This is a genomic window from Bradyrhizobium sp. USDA 4354 (assembly GCF_054060315.1).
In genome coordinates, this window is record NZ_JBSSDC010000001.1 from 4,784,713 (window position 1) to 4,801,867 (window position 17,155).

A 17,155-nucleotide genomic window follows, 5' to 3' on the forward strand; every position below is an offset into this window, starting at 1 on the left:
TGCTCAGCTAACCCAGCTCGAAGCTGGTCACGCCGAAGATGCGATCGATCCGCAGCGGCGGGATCGGCCCCGTGTACATCCGCGCCGTCTCGAACACCGGCTTGAGGCCGAGCTCCTCGGCGAGCGCGATCGCGGCAGGATTGACGGCGGGGACATCGAGGAAGACCTCGCCGCCGCTCGCGCTTCCCAGCAGGGCCTGCACAACCGCTTCCGCCGCCGCGCGATCGTCGGCGACGAGCGGGCCGATCTTGTAGCCCGTCCGGCACGGACGGATCACGCCCCATGCGGCGAGCCTGCCGTCGCGCTGCAATGCGCGGCCAACGTGGCCGGGTGTGTTGATCCAGGCGCGCAGGAAGGCGCTGCGCCGGGACGGGAAGACAGTGGCGTCATCGGCTTCAACAATTGCAAATGGGATCTTGCCGAGGGCGACGACCTCGGCAGACGGTTTCGGTGGCGCCGCCATGACGCCGCCATAGCGGATGTTGGCGTAAGCGAGCTGGAAGCCGGACTTCTTGTAATTGTCCTGCTGCGCCACGACGCCGTCGAGCCCGATGACGCGAGTGCCCGCGTGCGCGATCGCTGCGTTCCAGATGCGCAGGCCATGGCCCGCGCCGCGAAAGCGCTCGCGCACGATGTAGAAGCCGAGGAAGGCGAAGCGGTCGTCATAATTGACGCAGGAGACGGTTGCGACCGGCTCGCCGTCGATCTCGCCGACAAAGAAGCCTTGCACATCGGGGATCGCGAAGCAGGCGGCGTCGGCAAGGCCCGGATTCCAGCCCTCCGCCGCGGCCCAGTCGACGGCGACGGTGATCTCCTCGGGGCGCAAGCTGCGGATCTGCAAATCGCTCATCTCAAGCCGCTCATGATGGATGCCTTCGGCCATGGACCTGCCGACAGGTCTGGCTGTAGAACGCCTCATGATAGGCCGAGCCTGCGGCTCGGCTCAACATAGGGATGTTAGTCATGGCAGCAGAGAAGGTTGCTCTCGTTACCGCCGGCGGCAGCGGCATGGGAGCGGGGGCTGCGCGGCGGCTGGCAGCGGACGGGTTTCACGTCGCGATTCTGTCGTCCTCCGGCAAGGGCGAGACGCTGGCTGCCGAGCTCGGCGGCTGCGGCGTCACCGGCTCGAACCAGTCGAACGAGGATCTGAAGCGCCTCATCGACGCTGCAATGGCGAAGTGGGGACGGATCGACGTGCTCGTCAACAGCGCCGGCCACGGGCCGCGTGCGCCGATCACCGAGATCACCGACGAGCAGTGGCACGCCGGTCTCGACACTTATCTGCTGAACGTGATCCGTCCGACGCGGCTGGTGACGCCGCTGATGCAGGCGCAGAAGGGCGGCGCCATCATCAACATCTCGACGGCCTGGGCGTTCGAGCCAAGCGCGATGTTCCCGACCTCGGCGGTGTTCCGCGCCGGCCTTGCCGCCTTCACCAAGATTTTCACCGACGCCTACGCCGCCGACAACATTCGCATGAACAACGTCCTGCCGGGCTGGATCGACAGCCTGCCGCAGCTAGACGCGCGCCGCGACAGCGTGCCGATGAAACGCTACGGCAAGGTCGAGGAGATCGCCGCGACGATTTCGTTCCTGGCCTCAGACGGCGCGGCCTACATCACCGGCCAGAACATCCGCGTCGATGGCGGGCTGACGCGCTCGGTCTGAGGCGCGCGCGTCAATGCGATGAGACGAGCTGCGCCAGCGCGGGCAGGATCTTGTAGCGCGCAATCTCGTGCGGATATTCGCCGCGATTGGCGAGCAGGACGATGCCGATCCGCCGCGCCGGCACGAGGCCGATATAGCCGGAGGCATTGTTGAGGCCGCCAGGCTTGTCGACGACGGTGACGCCTGGCAGATGCACGGTCTCCCAGGCCATGCCCTGTCCGAACCTGTCGTCGACGCGGAAGGCCTGACGCTGCGTCAGCCGCAGTGCTTCGCCCAGATGCGGATCGATCGCTCGGCCGTCGACGCAGGCCGCTACGAACGTCGCGAGGTCACGCGCCGAGGAAAACATCTGCCCGGTGCCGGGAAAGTCGAAATAGCTCTGCTGGTCGCCGATCGGGCCGATCGCCATGCCCTGATCCGAATAGCCCTGGACGGAGCGCTGCATCCGGGCCGCGTCCATGATGGCGCGACTGTCTTCACCGCGCTCGGGGACGCAGGTCGCGGTCATGCCGAGCGGCCCAAGGATGCGTTGTTCGAACAGGGTCGTGATCGGCATGCCGTAGCGGCGCTCGAGCACGAGCTGAAGCAGCACGTAGCCGGCATGGGTGTAGACGCGCTGTCGGCCGGGCGCGACGCCGGGGGCCGGCGCGAAGGCGTTCAGCATCGCGATGAACTGCTCGCGATTGTACTGCTCGTTCGGCCATGGCGGATGGTCTGTCGGCAGCAATAGTCCCGAGCTGTGCGTGACCAGCTCGCCGACGGTGACGCGGCGGATGTAGTCGCCGTTGAGCTCCGGAAGGTATTTCGCCAGACGATCGCCGAACCGCAACTCGCCGCGTAGCGCACCAAGCGCCACAAGCGTAGCCTCGAAAGGCTTCCGCAACGACGCAAGGTTGAACAGCGTGTCCGGCGTCACCTTCCGTCTGGTGACATCATCGGCAAAACCATAGGTGAAGAAATCGACGTGGCGGCCGGCATAGAGCGCGGCGGCGAGCCCGCCTGCATGGTCCGGCGTCGCGGTCGGCGCCAACTCGTTCGCGACGATATCGCGCATCTGCGCGATCATGTCGGAATCCGCCGAGGCACGATGCGGCCGGCCCAGCGCGATCGCGAGTGGAACGAGCGCAGCCCGGGCGAGAGCCCGCCGGCTGAGATATGGTGGAGTGACAATAGACCGCACGCATTCCCGACGAACGATGATGCGCCCCAAGTCCGCTCTTTAGCGGGAAATGTCCCGGGTCCCAATTCACAATTGCGCGTTGCAGGTTCCGCTGCGCGGCCTGCGATCAAATTACTTAGCTCGTAAGCTAACAATTGTTGACACGGCGCCGTCTCGCGATATAGTTAGCTTCATGGCTAACCAACAAACCCGCCTCGACCAGATTTTCGCAGCGCTCGCCGACCCCACACGGCGGGCGATCGTGATGCGGCTCTGCGCGGGCGAGGCGTCGGTCGGCGAGCTCGCCGACCCCTTCGACATGGCGCTGCCGAGCTTCATGAAGCACATCCACGCGCTGGAGACGAGCGGGCTCGTTTTGTCGGAGAAATCCGGCCGTGTGCGCACCTGTCGTCTCAGCCCGGATGCGCTTGTCGGCGCGGAGGATTGGTTCCAGCAGCTGCGCGCGATCTGGGAGGCGCGGCTCGATCGGTTCGAGGCCTATGTGATGAAGCTCAAGAAAGAGAAGGAGAGGGCGGGCGCCAAGCGGCCGTCGCGAACAATCAAACGGAAAGGTTCTGAGTGATGACGAATTCTGCCAATCCCGCTCTGTCGCAATGGTCGCTCGACCGCGAGATCGTGATGTCGCGCGTGATCGACGCGCCGCGCGATCTGGTGTTCGAGGCCTGGTCCGACCCGAAGCATCTGCCGCAATGGTTCGGCCCGAAGGGATTCAAGTTGGAGACCTTCGAGATCGATGTTCGCGTCGGCGGCGTCTGGCGCTTCAACATGATCGGTCCCGACGGCACAGTCTATCCGAACCGGATGCGCTTCCGCCGCATCGAGCGGCCGTCGCTGATGGAGATGGATCACGGCCTCGACCAGGATGACGATCCCGGCATGTTCCGCTTCACCGTCACCTTTGCCGAGCAGAGCAACGGCAAGACCGTGCTAATGATGCGCCAGCTGGCCTCGAGCACCGAGCAGCGCGATGGCATGATCGGCTTCGGCGCGGTCGAATATGGCTACCAGACGCTGGACAAGCTGGCGGCGTATGTGGCGGGGATGAAGGGATGAGACAAGCTGATCGTTTGGGGATCGACGCTTCGCCTCATCCCCGAACGACGGATGACCACTTGAACGCGCTCTAAGAGTCATCCTTCAGCAGCTTGAGAAAAGATGCGGCTCCGGCGAAGAGGATTCGCCGGACCGCATTCACGCGTGGTACTTGGTCGTGATCGACGTTCGATGCAACCTGATCGATTCCGATCGTCCGGCTAGCGCCGAGGAACGTTGCCGCTAGACGGCGGAGTGGTCTCGTTGCGCATGCCCGGAGGGCTGGAAGCGCCTTGTCCGCCGCGCTCAACATGGCCGGGGCCGCCACCGCCGCCAGCCCCCGAAGTTCCGCCACCATCACCCGCGGATCCGCCGGTTCCGGCTCCCGCGGCGCCCGCACCACCTGCACCCGCGCCTCCAGCTGCACCTCCACCTGTGCCTGCACCTGCGCCTGCGCCTGCACCACCACCGGCTCCGCCGCCTGCGCCGCCGCCCGCACCTTGCGCGAATGCTCCGCCGCCCGAAGCGGCAGCAAGTGTCGCGGCTGTGAAGATTGTCAGAATCGTCTTAATCGTCTTGCGCATGTGGCTTCTCCTTTGAGGCTTCGGACGGACCAATCACGCATGACGCCAAGCGTTCCTACGCGCGTCGATGGAGAGGCACGACAACGTCATCAAACCGCTCAGCCAGGGCATCGGGAGCACCGCGCATCTCTGGACCTTGCATCGCGTACCATGGAGGTGACCATGGAGTACCTGACGCATCAGCGAAAGGCAGCGTAGTTCCTCGCGTTCCTCACCGATATCGAACCACCGGCGCGCTACGGCGGCCGGTGGTTTTTCATGCTCCCGATCCAGTGGCGCGCTCGAGCGGTAGGAACGTTCGTGGCCCTCCGGCTTTGGCAGTGATGACGCACTTCATTTTCACCGACTACCGCAATCCCGCCGCGGAGCAGGCTTACGAGATCGCCTGGGACTTTCTCGTGCGTACGGGCGCCATCCGCGACGAATTCGAGGCCTGCGTGTTCCTGGCGCAGCGTATCACCATGATGGTCGAGGAGGGGCAGACGAACCGGATCCGCATGGCCAACCGCGCCATCTCCGAGTATCAGCACCATATCGATGAAAGCGACGACTTCATCCGCAGTGGCGGCCGTCGTGTCGGAAGGCATTGAGCGCGAATCAGCGTGCCTTTCGCCGACCGGCACGGTCTGACCGATCGTGATCGCGGTGTCGGACGCGCCAGCATCGCATGTCTTCTGCGCCTGCGCTGCGGCGCGTTTGAGAAAAGTGCCTTTGCTGTCTGGTCCCTCCCGCTCGCTATTCGCCCTTGAGGCCGGCTTCGCGGATCAGCTTGGTCCACTTCTGCGTCTCGGCATCGATGAACTGGCTAAATTCGGCCGCGGTGCCGGCTCGCACTTCGAGGCCCTGGGCCGTCAGCTTGTCCTTGATTCCGGGGTCGGCGAGCGCGCGCAGCACCTCGGCCTGGAGCTTGTCGACGATCGCGCGCGGCGTGGTGGACGGCGCCATGAAGCCGTACCAGCCGGCGGCAGCCACGTTGGGAAAGCCCTGCTCGCGCAGCGTCGGCGCCTGCGGGTAGAGCGCGCTGCGCGCGGCAGAGGCGACGCCGAGCACGGTGAACTTGCCGCTCTGGATGTAGGGCAGGGCGGTCGGCAGCGCGGTCAGCGTGGCATCGACGCGTCCGGCGAGCAGCTCGGTGTAGGAGGCCGCATCGCCCCGGAACGGGATGTTCAGCCCCTTGACGCCGGCATCGCGGAACAGAAGCTCTCCGGCCAGGTGCGGCTGCGAGCCGGCGCCGGGAGAGGCGAAGGTCAACCCATCCGGCTTCGATGTGCCGTAGGCGATCAACTCGGGCAGCGTCTTGAACGGCGCGTCGGCACTGATGATGAGGAACAACGGCGCGATCACGGCCATCGCGACCGGCTGCAGATCCTTGCGGTCATAGGTCAGCTTGCCGAACAGCGCCTCGGCGGTGGCGTAGGGGGCCGCGACGTACAGGATCGTGTAGCCGTCGCCCGGCGCATGGGCGACCATGTCGTTGGCGATGCGCGTGCCGGCACCCGGCTTGTTCTCGACGATGAACTGCTGACGCAGGCTGCGGCCGAACTCTTCGGCGAGCAGGCGTAGCGAGATGTCGTTGGAGCCGCCGGGCCCGTAAGGCGAGATCAGCCGCACCAGGCGCGACGGCCAGACGTCCTCAGCGCGTGCGGAAAATGGCGGGGCCGAGAGGCCGGCGGCGAGGGCGCCCAGCAATGTTCGGCGTGTGATGGTCATAATGGCTCCCCGGACGTGGAGCGCCAGCTCGTTTGTTCATGTCCTGGCGCCCTTCTTGTTTTGCTGACGCATCTCGGCTGCCGGCCCGGCCTGCCCGACGATGGCGCGGATGCTGTCGGCGAGCGCCGCGATGCGCGGACCGATCTCGCTCTCGAGCTGCCCTGGCTGAAGCCGGAAGGCGGGGATGCCGCAATTGATCGAGAACGACTGCTTCGATTCGCTCGCATGAAACAGCGGCGCGGCGACGGCATGGATCGAGGCCATGTACTCGCCCCAGCAGGTGCAGAAGCCACGGCTTTTGCATTGCGCGATCCCGGCGCGGTATTTGTCGCGGACCGCTGACCACAGCCCGGCGTCTTCGGCTGCGATATTCCGTTCCAGCCGGTCTGCATCGGCCGGCGGCAAGGTCGCCGCCGCGGCGCGGCCCATGGCGGTCATCACGACGGGAATGGGCATGCCGATGTCGGGCACGTGCGGGCCGACATCGCCGGAGCGCGCGGTCTCGACATAGATCATCGAGATGGCGTCGAGCAGGCCGATCGACACCGTGCCGCGGACGCTGTGCGCCAGCTCCTGCATCATGGGCCGCGCCACTTGGCGGAATTGCATTCCGGCGAGCAGAGGATGTGCCATCCGCAATGCCCGCGCACCGACGCGGTACTTCGCCCGCTCGGCGTCGTAGCGGAGGTAGCCGAGCTCGGCCAGCGTATGGGTCAGCCTCGCCACCGTCGGCCGCGGGATGCCGGTCAACGTCGACAGCTCCATGTTGCCCAGCAGCGTGCTCCCAGCCTTGAAGGCCTCGAGCACGACGAGCCCTTTCGCCAGTGTCGTGGCGAAAGCGGCGTCGTCGGTGCTATCCGCCAGCACTGCTGCGGCGGAGGAGAGCGGATGTCGCGGTTTGGATGAGACACTCGGAGCCATTTCCAAATATCAGACGGAGGCAATTCAAATGTCCAATAAATTCGACAAAAAGCGTTGAAATTGTCCGATATGTGGACGCGTTGCGCGGCGGCGTTTCCGCTGAGGGCAGCCCCGGAACGACCGCGGAGACAGATTTTTGTCGTGATTGCATGCCGTTCTGTGACAAGATTATTACGACGACATGTCAGATCGATAATTTCTGCGGAGCGGTTCATGTTGCAGTGGCAGGCGCGGTCAAATCCCCTCGCGTGGTGGTGGGGATCCCTCACGCTCGTGAGCAGCGCCAATATTCTGGTCTGGTTCATGCTCTATCGCGAGTTCTATCCGACTGGCAGCCTCAGTGGCGGCTCGGACATCGGGCTGATGTTGCTGCTGTGCGCCGGCTATGTGTTCGGCTGCGCCTTCCGTTCGGTGCTGCCGCGCGCCGACGTGCAGCGCATCTGCCTGTTCGACACCTGGCTCTCCAGCGTCTTCGTCGGACGCTCGGTTGCGACCGTGGCCGAGGTCTGCTTCGCCGCGCAATGGGCGATCATCCTGCATCAGCTCGGCACCATGACCGGCGCCGAGACGGCGGTGAACATCGCGTGGGTGATCGTTCCGGTGATCATCATCGCCGAGTGCTTCTCCTGGTACGCGGTCGTGACCACCAATTATCTCTACAACGCGATCGAGAACTCGCTGTGGGCGGTGACCTTCTTCCTCGCCGGCATCGCGCTGTGCCGCCTGATGCCGGAATTCCAGGGCGTGGTGCGCTGGGCGCTGATGTCAGGCATCGTCGGCATTGCCTGCTTCCTCGCCTTCCTCGTCACCGTCGACGTGCCGATGTATCTCAGCCGCTGGCGGGCAGGGCATGAAGAGGGCAACAAATTCCTCGGCCTGCTCGAAGGCCTGCATGATGTCGCGACGCGCTGGGTGGTGACCCACGACGTCGCGCATTGGAGGGGCGAGCTGACCTGGATGTTCCTGTATTTCAGCGCGGCCGTCTGGTCGAGCCTCGCGCTCTGCGCACTCTACGCGATGGAAGGCTATCTGGCGCGTTATCTGGCCTGACGGTCAGATTCTTGTTTGACGCGTTTTCTTGACGCGAACCGGTATTCACTTCGCTTGAAACGCTTTACTTGCCGACCAGGCTGCACTTGCTGCGATCGAGCGGGCGGAAGGCCTGGTCGGGCGGGATCGTCGCGACCAGCTTGACGAAGTCCCAAGGGCCTTTGGACTCCTCTGGCGTCTTGACCTGCACCAGATAGAGATCGTGCACCATGCGCTGGTCCTCGCGGATGCGGCCGTTGGGTGTGTAGGCATCCGAGACCGGTGTCGCCTTCATCTTCGCCATCACGGTGGCGCTGTCGTCGGAAGCGGTGTCCTTCACGGCTTGCAGATAATGGCGCACGGCGGAGTAGACACCGGCCTGGATCTGCGACGGCATCGCCTTGCGGCGCGCATAGAATGTATCGGAGAATTTTCGGGCGGCCGGCGAGACGTCCTCGAAGAACGAGGTGACGATGAGATCGCCACGCGTTGCCTTCAGCCCGACCGCCTCGATGTCGACGTTCTGGAACGACATCGGCACGATCTTCATGCCCTGATCGGCGAGCCCGAATTCCTCCGCCTGCTTGATCGCGGTGGCGTTGTCGCCGGCAACGTTGATCGCCAGGATCTTTGCGCCCGAGGACTGCGCCTGGAGCAGGAACGATGAGTAATCGGGCGTGCCGAGCTGGGCCTTGACGCTGCCGGCGACCTTGCCGCCGAGGGCGGCGATGCGATCGCGCGCGGTCGCCTCGATCGAATGGCCGAAAGCATAGTCGCCGGTGATGAAGAACCACGGCTCCTTGCTGGTCTGCATGATGCCGGAGACGACGGCGGTCGCGGTGGAATAGGCGTCCTGGGTCCATTGCACGCTGGTTGGGGCGCAGGCCTCGTCGGTGAGCTGGTTGGCGCCGGCGCCGGAGACGAGGAAGATTTTTCCGTTGCCGCGCACCAGTTCCTGCACGGCGAGGGCGGCGCCTGAGCTGCCGCCGTCTGCGATCGCCTGCACGCCGTCGCTGAACCATTTTCGCGCGAGAGAAGCGGCCAGATCCGGCTTGTTCTGGTGATCGGCCTGCAAAATCTCGATTGGTTTGCCATTGATCTTGCCGCCAAATTCCTCCGCCGCCATTCGCGCCGCCTCGACCGAGCCGGGGCCCATGGCGGTCGCGAACACGCCGTTCATGTCGGTGAGGACGCCGATGCGGATGGCGTCGCCCTTGATCTCGGCGCGCGCGGCGGAGCCTACGAGCGCCAGCGCGGTCAGCAGCATGGCGGTGGATGACGTGCGGAAGGGATTCATGGCGTTTCCTGATGTTATCGTTGATTGGTGTGAGCGATCAGGCCGGCTCGGCGACAACCTTGTTGCGCAAAATTCCGATGCCGGAGATCTCGACCTCGACGGTGTCGCCGGGTCGCATCCACAGAGGCGGCGTGCGCTTGGCGCCGACGCCGCCCGGCGTCCCTGTCACGATGACGTCGCCGGGGACGAGCGGGCAGATCGTCGAGATATAGGCGATCAGCTCGGGAATGGCGGTGATCAGGAGATCCGTCGTCGTGTTCTGCACGACGGTGCCGTTGAGCCGCGTCTGCAAGGTGAGCTTCGACGGATCGGGAATCTCGTCCGTCGTCACCAGCCACGGACCAAAACTACCGCTGCTCGCAAAGGTCTTGCCGGAGAGGAACTGGCTGGTGTGACGCTGCCAGTCGCGGATGCTGCCTTCGTTGTAGCAGGAGTAGCCGGCGATATGGTCGAGCGCGCGGCCGGCCGGGATGTGGCGGCCTTCCTTGCCGATGACGAGCGCGAGTTCACCTTCGTAGTCGAAATCGTCGCTCACCTTCGGCTTCACGATGGGCTGGAGATGGCCGACCTGGCTGCAGGGAAAGCGGACGAACAGTGCCGGCTTCTCCGTGACGGTGCGGCCCGTCTCGGCGACGTGGTCGCGATAGTTGAGGCCGACGCAGATGATTTTGCTGGGATCGGGGATGACGGGCGCGAAGCTGATCTCGTCGAGCCGACGATCGGGCGCCGTGGACGCGACCAGCTTTGCCGCCTCTTGCAGGCGATCAGCTTCGAGCAGCTGCCGCAGCGTGGTGCAGGGCGCCATGCGCGTGCCGAGATCCACAACGCCATCGTCCTTGACGGCTCCGAAGGAGGCGCGGTCGTCGGCGACAAAAGAGACAAGCTTCATGAGATATCCTTGAGATGTTCGGTCAGGCCGCGGACGGCACGTGGGTTGGAGGCGTGATGGCGGCGATGAGCCGGTCGAGCTCGGTCTCGTTGAGGGCGGTGCCGCGGACGTAGCGGTCGGGACGAACGAGCGCGGCGATGATGCCGTGCTCGCGTAGCCAGGGTCCGATGCCTTCGGCATCATCGCTGGTCAGGATCTTGATCCCTGCCTGCGCCAGCGCGTGACAGGATGAGAGGGGGGCCCTGCTCTCGACGAGGAGCACGTGGCTGTAACCGATCCGGTCGTCGCCGCGGCTGCCGTCGTTCAGCATGAACTGCGGGGCAACATGTCCGGTAAGGGGCTGGTCGCCGAGCGCGAGCCCGGGCCCGAGCAGGGGCTTTTTCACCTCGAGCTTGACCGGCGCATTTTCGCGCGCCTGGCCGGCGGCCAGGCCGGCTTCGGTCGCCTTGGTGTTGATGACACCGCCGAGGCGAATGGCGAGCTCGATGAACTCGCGCACATGCGGCAGCCGTTCGCTCTGATAGGTGTCGAGGAGATCGGCGCTCGCCTTGCCCCGGATGGCGCTGGCGAGCTTCCAGGCGAGGTTGGCAGCATCGCGGATGCCGGCGCACATGCCTTGGCCGAGGAATGGCGGGGTCTGGTGCGCGCTGTCTCCGGCAAGCAGGAGCCGTCCGTTCCGCCATTGCTGCGCGATGACGGAATGAAAGGTGTAGACCGCAGCCCGCTCGAGCTCGGCATCTTCGGGCGTAACCCAGCGCGACAGCAACTCCCAGACCTTTGCCGGCTGTGCGACCTCGTTCGAATCTTCGTCCGGAAGAACCGTGATCTCCCAGCGCCGTCGCGTGCCGGTGCCGCGTACATAGGTCGCCGGCCGCCTCGGGTCGCAATGCTGGAGGCTGTAGTCGCCGAGGTCGTCGCGCGCGCGCTTGAGAACGGCGTCGATCACCAGCCAGCGCTCGTGAAAGCCGAGATCGTCCATGCCGGAGCCGATGAATCGGCGAACGAGAGAGCGTGCGCCGTCGCAGCCGATCACATAGCCGGCGCGGACCTCGTTGAGCTTGCCGTTGGAGAGATCCTCATAGCGGACGCGCACGCCGTGCTCATCCTGGTCCAGCGCGAAGACATCGCAGCGGTTGCGCAAGCTGACGTGTGGCCAGCGGGCGAGCCCGGCGATCAACACGTCCTCCAGATCGGGCTGGTGGAAGCGATAGCTGAGATGCCAGCCCATCGGCGTCAGCGTCTGCGGGCGGGACCAATCCAGCAACATTTTGCCGTTGGCGTCGAGGAAGAGCATGCCGGGGCTGAGGATGACATGCGGTAGGATCGCATCGGCAAGGCCGACGGTCTGGAACACGCGCATGCATTCGTCGTCGAAATGCACCGCGCGCGGCAGATGATAGGTCCGCGCCTCGCGCTCCAGCACCAGCGTTCGCACGCCGCAGAGGCCGAGCAGGTTGGCGAGCGTGGCGCCCACCGGGCCGCGGCCGACAATCACGACATCGAAGTCCGAAATGGCGGAGTTATCTTGCATGGGGCCATCTTTGTGCTCAGGCGGCCCGCCGCTTCAACGCCGCCGCGCCGAGTGTCCGTCCAGCGGACAGATGGCTTCGGGCGCGGACGTCTCGGCTGGCAAACATCCCCATGGTTAGCTCTTGCAATGAGCGCACGAATGCGTATATGTACATTTGAACATATATGCAGGTGAACATGGCGAAAGCCAGAAGGAAGACCGCTGTGCCGTCGCGCCCGCGAGGGCGCCGGAGCAAGGGCATGCCGGATGGCCGCCAGGCGCTGTTGGCGGCGGCCACGCATGCGTTTGCCTGCCACGGTTTCGACGGCGCCGATCTGCGCAGCGTCGCTGCGGCTGCCAACGTCAGCGCCAATCTTGTTCGCGTTCATTTCGGCAACAAGGCTGCGCTCTGGGAGGCTTGCCTGGATCGTGTCGTCGCGATTGGGCTTCCGGCCATGGCCGGCGTCCAGGAGATTGCTTGCGATTCCACGCGCCCGCTGAGTGAACGGCTTTGCGGCGTGATCTCCGAGATCGCCGCCTTCTATGCTGCGCATCCGGACGTCAGGGATTTCGTCGTCCGGCATGCCACCGAAGTGCCGGAGCGGGCCGTGCTGGTATCGGATCGACTTCTGCTTCCGGCCTACGCGACGGTTCGTGAGCTTTTCTCCGCCGGTATTGAAGCAGGCATCATTCGCAGTCGCCATCCCGCGCTGTTTTTTGCGCTTCTCAACGCTGCGCTGAATCAGCCGCCGGCCTTTCCGATGCTGCTGAATCGAATTGCCCCCGAGATCGACTCGGAAACTTCTCGCGATCTGCTCGTCGAGACGACTATCGCGACGTTTCTTCACCTTCCACCATGACGCTGGACGACATCGCCGGCCTTGCCAAACGCCAACCCGAGAGTGAGTACCCCTATGCAATTTCGTCTTGTTCTTGCTTTGCTGAGCGCAACGATCACGCCGGCCCTGGCCCAGTCCGGCCCGAGCGAGGCTGACCAGCGGCAAGCCTGCATGGGAGACGCTCTCAGGCTTTGCGCCGCCTATGTTCCCGACCGGGACCAGATCAGGAGCTGCATGGCCGCTCAGAGAGATCAGCTCAGCCCACAATGCCGCGCCGTCTTTGATGCGTCCTCCCAGTCCTTGAATTCACAACGGCGTGCCGGGTCCAGAGCGCCCTAAAGCATGATCCGGACCCGAAGGGCCGCGTTAGCGCAAAGTGCGAAGCGGCTTTCCGGAAAGATCATGCGTAAGCAACAAACCTCAAGCGCGATGACGATTCATCCAAATCTCATCGCGCTTCAGGACTCGATCGAGATGGCGGCTGCCGTTGCGCGCAGCGGTGCGACGAAACCCGCGACAGCTTCGTCGCGTGAAAGCGCCGACCGTATCCAGATGATCGAGATGCAGCCGAACACAATTTCATCGCGGATGATTGGCACGGCGATCGAGGCGGTCTTGGGATTGTATTCGCCTTCGCTGCGGATCGCGTAGCCGCGTGACTGCGTCTCGGCAATCATCTGATCGAGGTAGCTTTGATCGAGGAAGGGGCGGTCGTCAGCCTCGTCGATCCGGCGGAGATGGCTGATTATGAGGTCGCGCTCGCGCGCCGGGCAGGCGGCCAGATAGGCGCGGCCCGCGGACGTCCGCAGCATCGGCAGGCGCTTGCCGATCATGCCGCGGTCGATCGAGAGCGGGCTGCGCGAATGCGTGGTTTCCTGCACCACCATCGCAGCGTTCTCGTAAGTCGAGAGATCGACCGGCCAGACCAGGGTCTTGCTGAGTTCGGCGAGATGGGGCGCGGCCGCTTGGCAGATCACCACGCCGGGGTCGTAGCCATCGCCAAGGCTCAGGGCGAGCCGGGTCACACGAAAACGATCGTCGCTGGCACTACGGGCGACATAGCCGAGTTCCTCCAGCGTCTCGAGCAGGCGGTAGACGGTCGGGCGGGGCAGGTCGAGCGCGCGCGCGACATCGCCGGCGCGGATGCCGCCGGAGCGGTTGACCTCCTGCAGCACGTCCAGCCCGCGCTTGAAGGCGCGGACGCCCTCCGACTGCCGTGGCTGTCCGTTCCGCGTCCGCTCCTTGGACACTTCGTATTTCCTCCCTTGTAGCGTACGGCTGCGCGATTATCGTCTTTGCGAACGCGAAGCGATCGCGGGGCATTACCGTAGGATCGTGCGCGGCCGGTATCAAGTTCGCCGCAATGCCGCGGGTGCGATGCCTTTCGGAGAACATCGATGGAAATCACCGCGCTCGGCTATATCGGGATCAACTCGTCGCAGCTCGACGAATGGGGCCAGATGGCGACCGGGCTGCTCGGCATGCAGCAGGTCGATCGCGGCGGCAAGATGCGCGCCTTCCGCATGGACGACCGCAAGCAGCGCCTGATCGTCGACGGCAGCAGCGACGTCGGGCTCGCGGTGATGGGCTGGGAAGTCCCCTCGACCGCGGATCTGGATCGGTTGGCCGGGCGGCTGGAGAACCATGGCGTCAAGGTGGTCCGGGGCTCGCGCGCGCTCGCTGACGAGCGGCATGTCGCCGAGCTGATCGCGTTTGCCGATCCCGCCGGCAACCGGCTGGAAGCTTTTTGCAAGCCGGAGCTTGCGAGCGAGCCGTTCAGGCCGGGCCGCCCGATCTCGGGCTTCCGCACCGGGGCGCTCGGCATGGGGCACGTCGTGCTCAATGTGGAGGATGTCGAGCCGCTGTTGCCGTTCTATCGCGACGTGCTCGGCTTTCACGTCTCCGATTTTGGGCTGAAGCCTTACGGGCTCTATTTCTTCCACGTCAATGGCCGCCACCACTCCTTTGCGATGGTCGGCTCGGGGCGGAAGGCGATGCATCACTTCATGGTCGAGCTCGGCAGCCTAGACGATGTAGGGCAGGGCTACGACCTCGCGCAGCTCGAAGATGGCCGCGTCGTCTATACACTGGGCCGGCATACCAACGATCACATGACGTCGTTCTACGTGAACACGCCGTCCGGATTCTTCATCGAATATGGCTGGGGCGGGCGCATCATCGATCCCCATACCTGGCAGCCGCACGAGACCTTTGATGGCCCGTCGCTCTGGGGCCACGAGCGGCTCAACATGCCGGAAGAGCAGCGCAAGCGTCTGCGCGACATGCGCATGGATGCGGCTGCGCGCGGCGTCCGCGTCGCTGATCCGCGAGTGCCGCCGCTGAACTGCGCGTGGCTGGACTCGGTGATCGCGCGCGAATGATCTCCCGCAGGTGGCAGTCAGGCCTCGCCCAGATCGGGCTCCGTCAACAATCCCTGGCGCAGCGCGAGGCGGACCAGCTCGATGTCGGAGCCGACGCCGAGCTTGTCCTTGATCAGGGAATGCAGGTTCGCCACCGTCTTTGGGCTGACATGCAGCGTCTCGGCGATCTCCTCCGTCGTGTTCTCGGCGAGCAGCAGCCGCAGCACCTCGAACTCGCGCGGTGTCAGCACGTCGGCGGCCGAGCTCTCGCCACTGATACGGCTGAGTGCAAGCTCGTGGTCGATATCGGGGCTGATGGCGATCTTGCCGGCGAGCACGTCCTTGACCGCGCGCACCAGCGTCTCGGGCGGACTGGTCTTGGTGACGTAACCTCTCGCACCGGCGCGGATCGCCTGCACGGCAAAGCCGGCGTTCTCGTGCATGGTGAAGACGAGGATTCGTGCCGCCTTGTCCCACTGCCTGATCCGCCTGACGGCCTCGATGCCGCCGATGCCGGGCAAGCTGAGGTCCATGATGACGAGATCAGGCGTCTCGGATTTGTACAGGCGATAGGCCTCCGCCCCGTCGGCGGCCTCGGCGATGACGCGCAAGCCCGGCTGCTTCTGGAGCACGGAGCGATAGCCCTCGCGGACGACGGAATGGTCGTCGACGAGCAGGATGGTGGCGTCAGCCGCGCTCATGCGGCGTGCTCCAGCGCCTGCCGATCGGCGGCCGCAAGCGGAATGAACACGCGCAGCGTCGAGCCGTTAGGGCCGGTCTCAAAGCTCAGCCGGCCGCGGAGCGCGGCGACGCGCTCGCGCATGCCGAGCAGGCCCATGCCAGATTTGACGGCAGCCTCGCTCGGCCGGCCATCGTCCTCGATCGCGAGCGCGATCTCGCTTTCGGCCATCGTCAGGTGCAGGCTGACGCTCGTGGCACCGGCGTGCTTGGCCGCGTTGGTGAGCGCCTCCTGCACGATGCGGTAGAGATTGGCGCTGACGGAGGCAGGCACGCTCTCGAACGCACCGTCGAACCGGATATCGAAGCGGGGCTGGCCGCGGCTGCGGCCGTTCCACCCCGACACCAGGCCTTCGAGACTGGCGACAAGGCCGAGCTCGTCGACATCGGGCGGCCGCAACCGGAACAGCGCACCGCGCAGCGTCTCCATCATGCCGGTCGCGGTGCGGGCAATGCTGTCGCACTCTGCAAGCAAGCCGGGACAGTCCTGCGCCGCGGTCTGGCGGGCGGACGCGGCCAGCGCGCGGATCGCGGCGAGCGACTGGCCGAACTCGTCGTGCAGCTCGCGCGCGAGATGGCGGCGCTCCTCGTCCTGGAGCGCGATCAGTTTTCGCGTCAGCTCGTTGCGTTCGGCAAGCGCGGTGTCGAGGCTTTCGGCGAGATGGTTGAAGACGTCGCGGATAGCGGAGAGCTCGGCGAGGTCGAACGGCGGCAGTCGCGTCGTGAGGTCGCCGGCGGCGATGCGCTCGAGGCCGCTGCCGATCATGCCGGTGGGGCGCAGGGCACGGGCCAGTGCGGCATAGACCAGCGCGCAGAGCAGCGGCAGCGCGATCGCAAGCGCGATCATCAGGCGCCCGGCCTCGTGCCAGGCCTCCGCCGTCTGCACGGCCGGATCGACCGAGACCACGGTCTCGCCGAGCTTGGTTCCGCGCACGATCACGGGCCGCGCCGCCTCGCGGCCCGGGTCGAACAGGCTGCGATAGAAGGCGGCGAAGGCTTGCGGCGGCGGGCTCGCCGGGGCAGGTGCGCCACTACAGAAACGCTGCAGCATGTCGCCGCTCGCGCTCCGGAATCCAAGACACAGGCCCGGCGTCATCACATGAGCCGAAACCGGGTCGAGGTTCGGAAAGTCCGAGCGGGGGCTCGCCACCCACTGGACCTTGCCCTGTTGCAGCTCCAGTGTCTTCGCCACGATGGCGGCGATACCGTCGATGCGCGCATGCGCGGCGCGGTCGGCGGTCACGAGGAAATAGGCGGAGATCGCGGCGAAGCAGGCGGCCGATATCGCGGCCACGCGCAGCGTCAGACGGACCTTGAGATCGAACCTCGGGCGATTCCACATCGGCGGGCACCTGGTGCGAACGGGTTTGTCGCACCCACATTAAACGGCAGAACGCC

The 17,155-nt window shown here is 65.4% G+C and carries 18 protein-coding genes; 7 read left to right on the forward strand and 11 right to left on the reverse strand.

Annotation, left to right across the window (positions count from 1 at the left end):
* Positions 1–7 precede the first annotated feature (7 nt).
* A complete protein-coding gene (locus ACVIIV_RS22025; protein ID WP_456746020.1) occupies positions 8–850 on the reverse strand; it encodes a GNAT family N-acetyltransferase in 843 nt (280 codons plus the stop codon).
* A gap of 113 nt (positions 851–963) precedes the next feature.
* Between ACVIIV_RS22025 and ACVIIV_RS22030 the strand changes: the two genes are divergently transcribed.
* Positions 964–1,668: an SDR family oxidoreductase gene (locus ACVIIV_RS22030; RefSeq protein ID WP_456746021.1), complete on the forward strand. Its 705-nt coding sequence runs from the start codon at positions 964–966 to the stop codon at positions 1,666–1,668.
* A 10-nt stretch (positions 1,669–1,678) separates the two neighbouring features.
* Here the strand turns inward: ACVIIV_RS22030 and ACVIIV_RS22035 are convergent, their stop codons facing one another.
* Complete coding sequence (locus tag ACVIIV_RS22035; RefSeq protein WP_456746022.1) at positions 1,679–2,734, reverse strand: serine hydrolase; 1,056 nt, start codon at positions 2,732–2,734, stop codon at positions 1,679–1,681.
* A gap of 286 nt (positions 2,735–3,020) precedes the next feature.
* Between ACVIIV_RS22035 and ACVIIV_RS22040 the strand changes: the two genes are divergently transcribed.
* Both ACVIIV_RS22040 and ACVIIV_RS22045 read left to right on the forward strand, forming a co-directional pair.
* Complete coding sequence (locus ACVIIV_RS22040) at positions 3,021–3,410, forward strand: ArsR/SmtB family transcription factor (protein ID WP_456746023.1); 390 nt, start codon at positions 3,021–3,023, stop codon at positions 3,408–3,410.
* Positions 3,410–3,901, forward strand: coding sequence for an SRPBCC family protein (locus ACVIIV_RS22045; RefSeq protein ID WP_456746024.1), 492 nt, complete (start codon positions 3,410–3,412; stop codon positions 3,899–3,901). The genes ACVIIV_RS22040 and ACVIIV_RS22045 overlap by 1 nt, the downstream gene beginning before the upstream one ends.
* A gap of 70 nt (positions 3,902–3,971) precedes the next feature.
* Here ACVIIV_RS22045 and ACVIIV_RS22050 read toward each other — a convergent pair whose 3' ends face one another.
* Entirely contained in the window at positions 3,972–4,415 is a 444-nt protein-coding gene (locus tag ACVIIV_RS22050; protein WP_456746025.1) for a hypothetical protein, read from the reverse strand.
* A gap of 372 nt (positions 4,416–4,787) precedes the next feature.
* Here ACVIIV_RS22050 and ACVIIV_RS22055 point away from each other — a divergent pair, with 372 nt between their 5' ends.
* Positions 4,788–5,054: a hypothetical protein gene (locus tag ACVIIV_RS22055; protein WP_456746026.1), complete on the forward strand. Its 267-nt coding sequence runs from the start codon at positions 4,788–4,790 to the stop codon at positions 5,052–5,054.
* Positions 5,055–5,199: 145 nt separating this feature from the next.
* Here ACVIIV_RS22055 and ACVIIV_RS22060 read toward each other — a convergent pair whose 3' ends face one another.
* Together ACVIIV_RS22060 and ACVIIV_RS22065 are read right to left on the reverse strand one after the other, a co-directional pair.
* Positions 5,200–6,174 carry a Bug family tripartite tricarboxylate transporter substrate binding protein gene (locus ACVIIV_RS22060; protein WP_456746027.1) on the reverse strand — a complete coding sequence of 325 codons (975 nt, stop codon included), beginning with the start codon at positions 6,172–6,174 and terminating at the stop codon, positions 5,200–5,202.
* Positions 6,175–6,210: 36 nt separating this feature from the next.
* Positions 6,211–7,095 (reverse strand): IclR family transcriptional regulator, encoded by an 885-nt coding sequence (locus ACVIIV_RS22065; protein WP_456746028.1) that lies wholly within the window; start codon positions 7,093–7,095, stop codon positions 6,211–6,213.
* A gap of 213 nt (positions 7,096–7,308) precedes the next feature.
* Between ACVIIV_RS22065 and ACVIIV_RS22070 the strand changes: the two genes are divergently transcribed.
* On the forward strand, positions 7,309–8,145 hold the full coding sequence (locus tag ACVIIV_RS22070) for a hypothetical protein (RefSeq protein WP_456746029.1): 837 nt from the start codon (positions 7,309–7,311) through the stop codon (positions 8,143–8,145).
* A 64-nt stretch (positions 8,146–8,209) separates the two neighbouring features.
* Here the strand turns inward: ACVIIV_RS22070 and ACVIIV_RS22075 are convergent, their stop codons facing one another.
* Genes ACVIIV_RS22075 through mhpA form a run of 3 tightly spaced genes read right to left on the reverse strand, consistent with a single transcriptional unit; the run spans position 8,210 to position 11,841 of the window.
* Positions 8,210–9,421 (reverse strand): ABC transporter substrate-binding protein, encoded by a 1,212-nt coding sequence (locus ACVIIV_RS22075; protein WP_456746030.1) that lies wholly within the window; start codon positions 9,419–9,421, stop codon positions 8,210–8,212.
* Positions 9,422–9,458: 37 nt separating this feature from the next.
* On the reverse strand, positions 9,459–10,310 hold the full coding sequence (locus ACVIIV_RS22080; RefSeq protein WP_456746031.1) for a fumarylacetoacetate hydrolase family protein: 852 nt from the start codon (positions 10,308–10,310) through the stop codon (positions 9,459–9,461).
* A 22-nt stretch (positions 10,311–10,332) separates the two neighbouring features.
* Complete coding sequence (gene mhpA, locus ACVIIV_RS22085) at positions 10,333–11,841, reverse strand: bifunctional 3-(3-hydroxy-phenyl)propionate/3-hydroxycinnamic acid hydroxylase MhpA (RefSeq protein ID WP_456746032.1); 1,509 nt, start codon at positions 11,839–11,841, stop codon at positions 10,333–10,335.
* Positions 11,842–12,080: 239 nt separating this feature from the next.
* Here mhpA and ACVIIV_RS22090 point away from each other — a divergent pair, with 239 nt between their 5' ends.
* The gene (locus ACVIIV_RS22090; RefSeq protein ID WP_456746033.1) at positions 12,081–12,680 is read left to right on the forward strand and encodes a TetR/AcrR family transcriptional regulator; all 600 of its coding nucleotides are present in this window, start codon (positions 12,081–12,083) and stop codon (positions 12,678–12,680) included.
* A gap of 437 nt (positions 12,681–13,117) precedes the next feature.
* Here the strand turns inward: ACVIIV_RS22090 and ACVIIV_RS22095 are convergent, their stop codons facing one another.
* Positions 13,118–13,909 (reverse strand): DNA-binding transcriptional regulator, encoded by a 792-nt coding sequence (locus ACVIIV_RS22095; protein ID WP_456746034.1) that lies wholly within the window; start codon positions 13,907–13,909, stop codon positions 13,118–13,120.
* Between the two features lie 147 nt (positions 13,910–14,056).
* Here ACVIIV_RS22095 and ACVIIV_RS22100 point away from each other — a divergent pair, with 147 nt between their 5' ends.
* Positions 14,057–15,040: a VOC family protein gene (locus tag ACVIIV_RS22100; RefSeq protein WP_456746035.1), complete on the forward strand. Its 984-nt coding sequence runs from the start codon at positions 14,057–14,059 to the stop codon at positions 15,038–15,040.
* 17 nt (positions 15,041–15,057) lie between these two features.
* On the opposite strand, the gene ACVIIV_RS22105 is transcribed toward ACVIIV_RS22100, so the two are convergent.
* Both ACVIIV_RS22105 and ACVIIV_RS22110 read right to left on the reverse strand, forming a co-directional pair.
* On the reverse strand, positions 15,058–15,720 hold the full coding sequence (locus ACVIIV_RS22105) for a response regulator (RefSeq protein WP_456746036.1): 663 nt from the start codon (positions 15,718–15,720) through the stop codon (positions 15,058–15,060).
* Positions 15,717–17,099: a histidine kinase gene (locus tag ACVIIV_RS22110; protein ID WP_456746037.1), complete on the reverse strand. Its 1,383-nt coding sequence runs from the start codon at positions 17,097–17,099 to the stop codon at positions 15,717–15,719. The genes ACVIIV_RS22105 and ACVIIV_RS22110 overlap by 4 nt, the downstream gene beginning before the upstream one ends.
* Between the last annotated feature and the right edge of the window lie 56 nt (positions 17,100–17,155).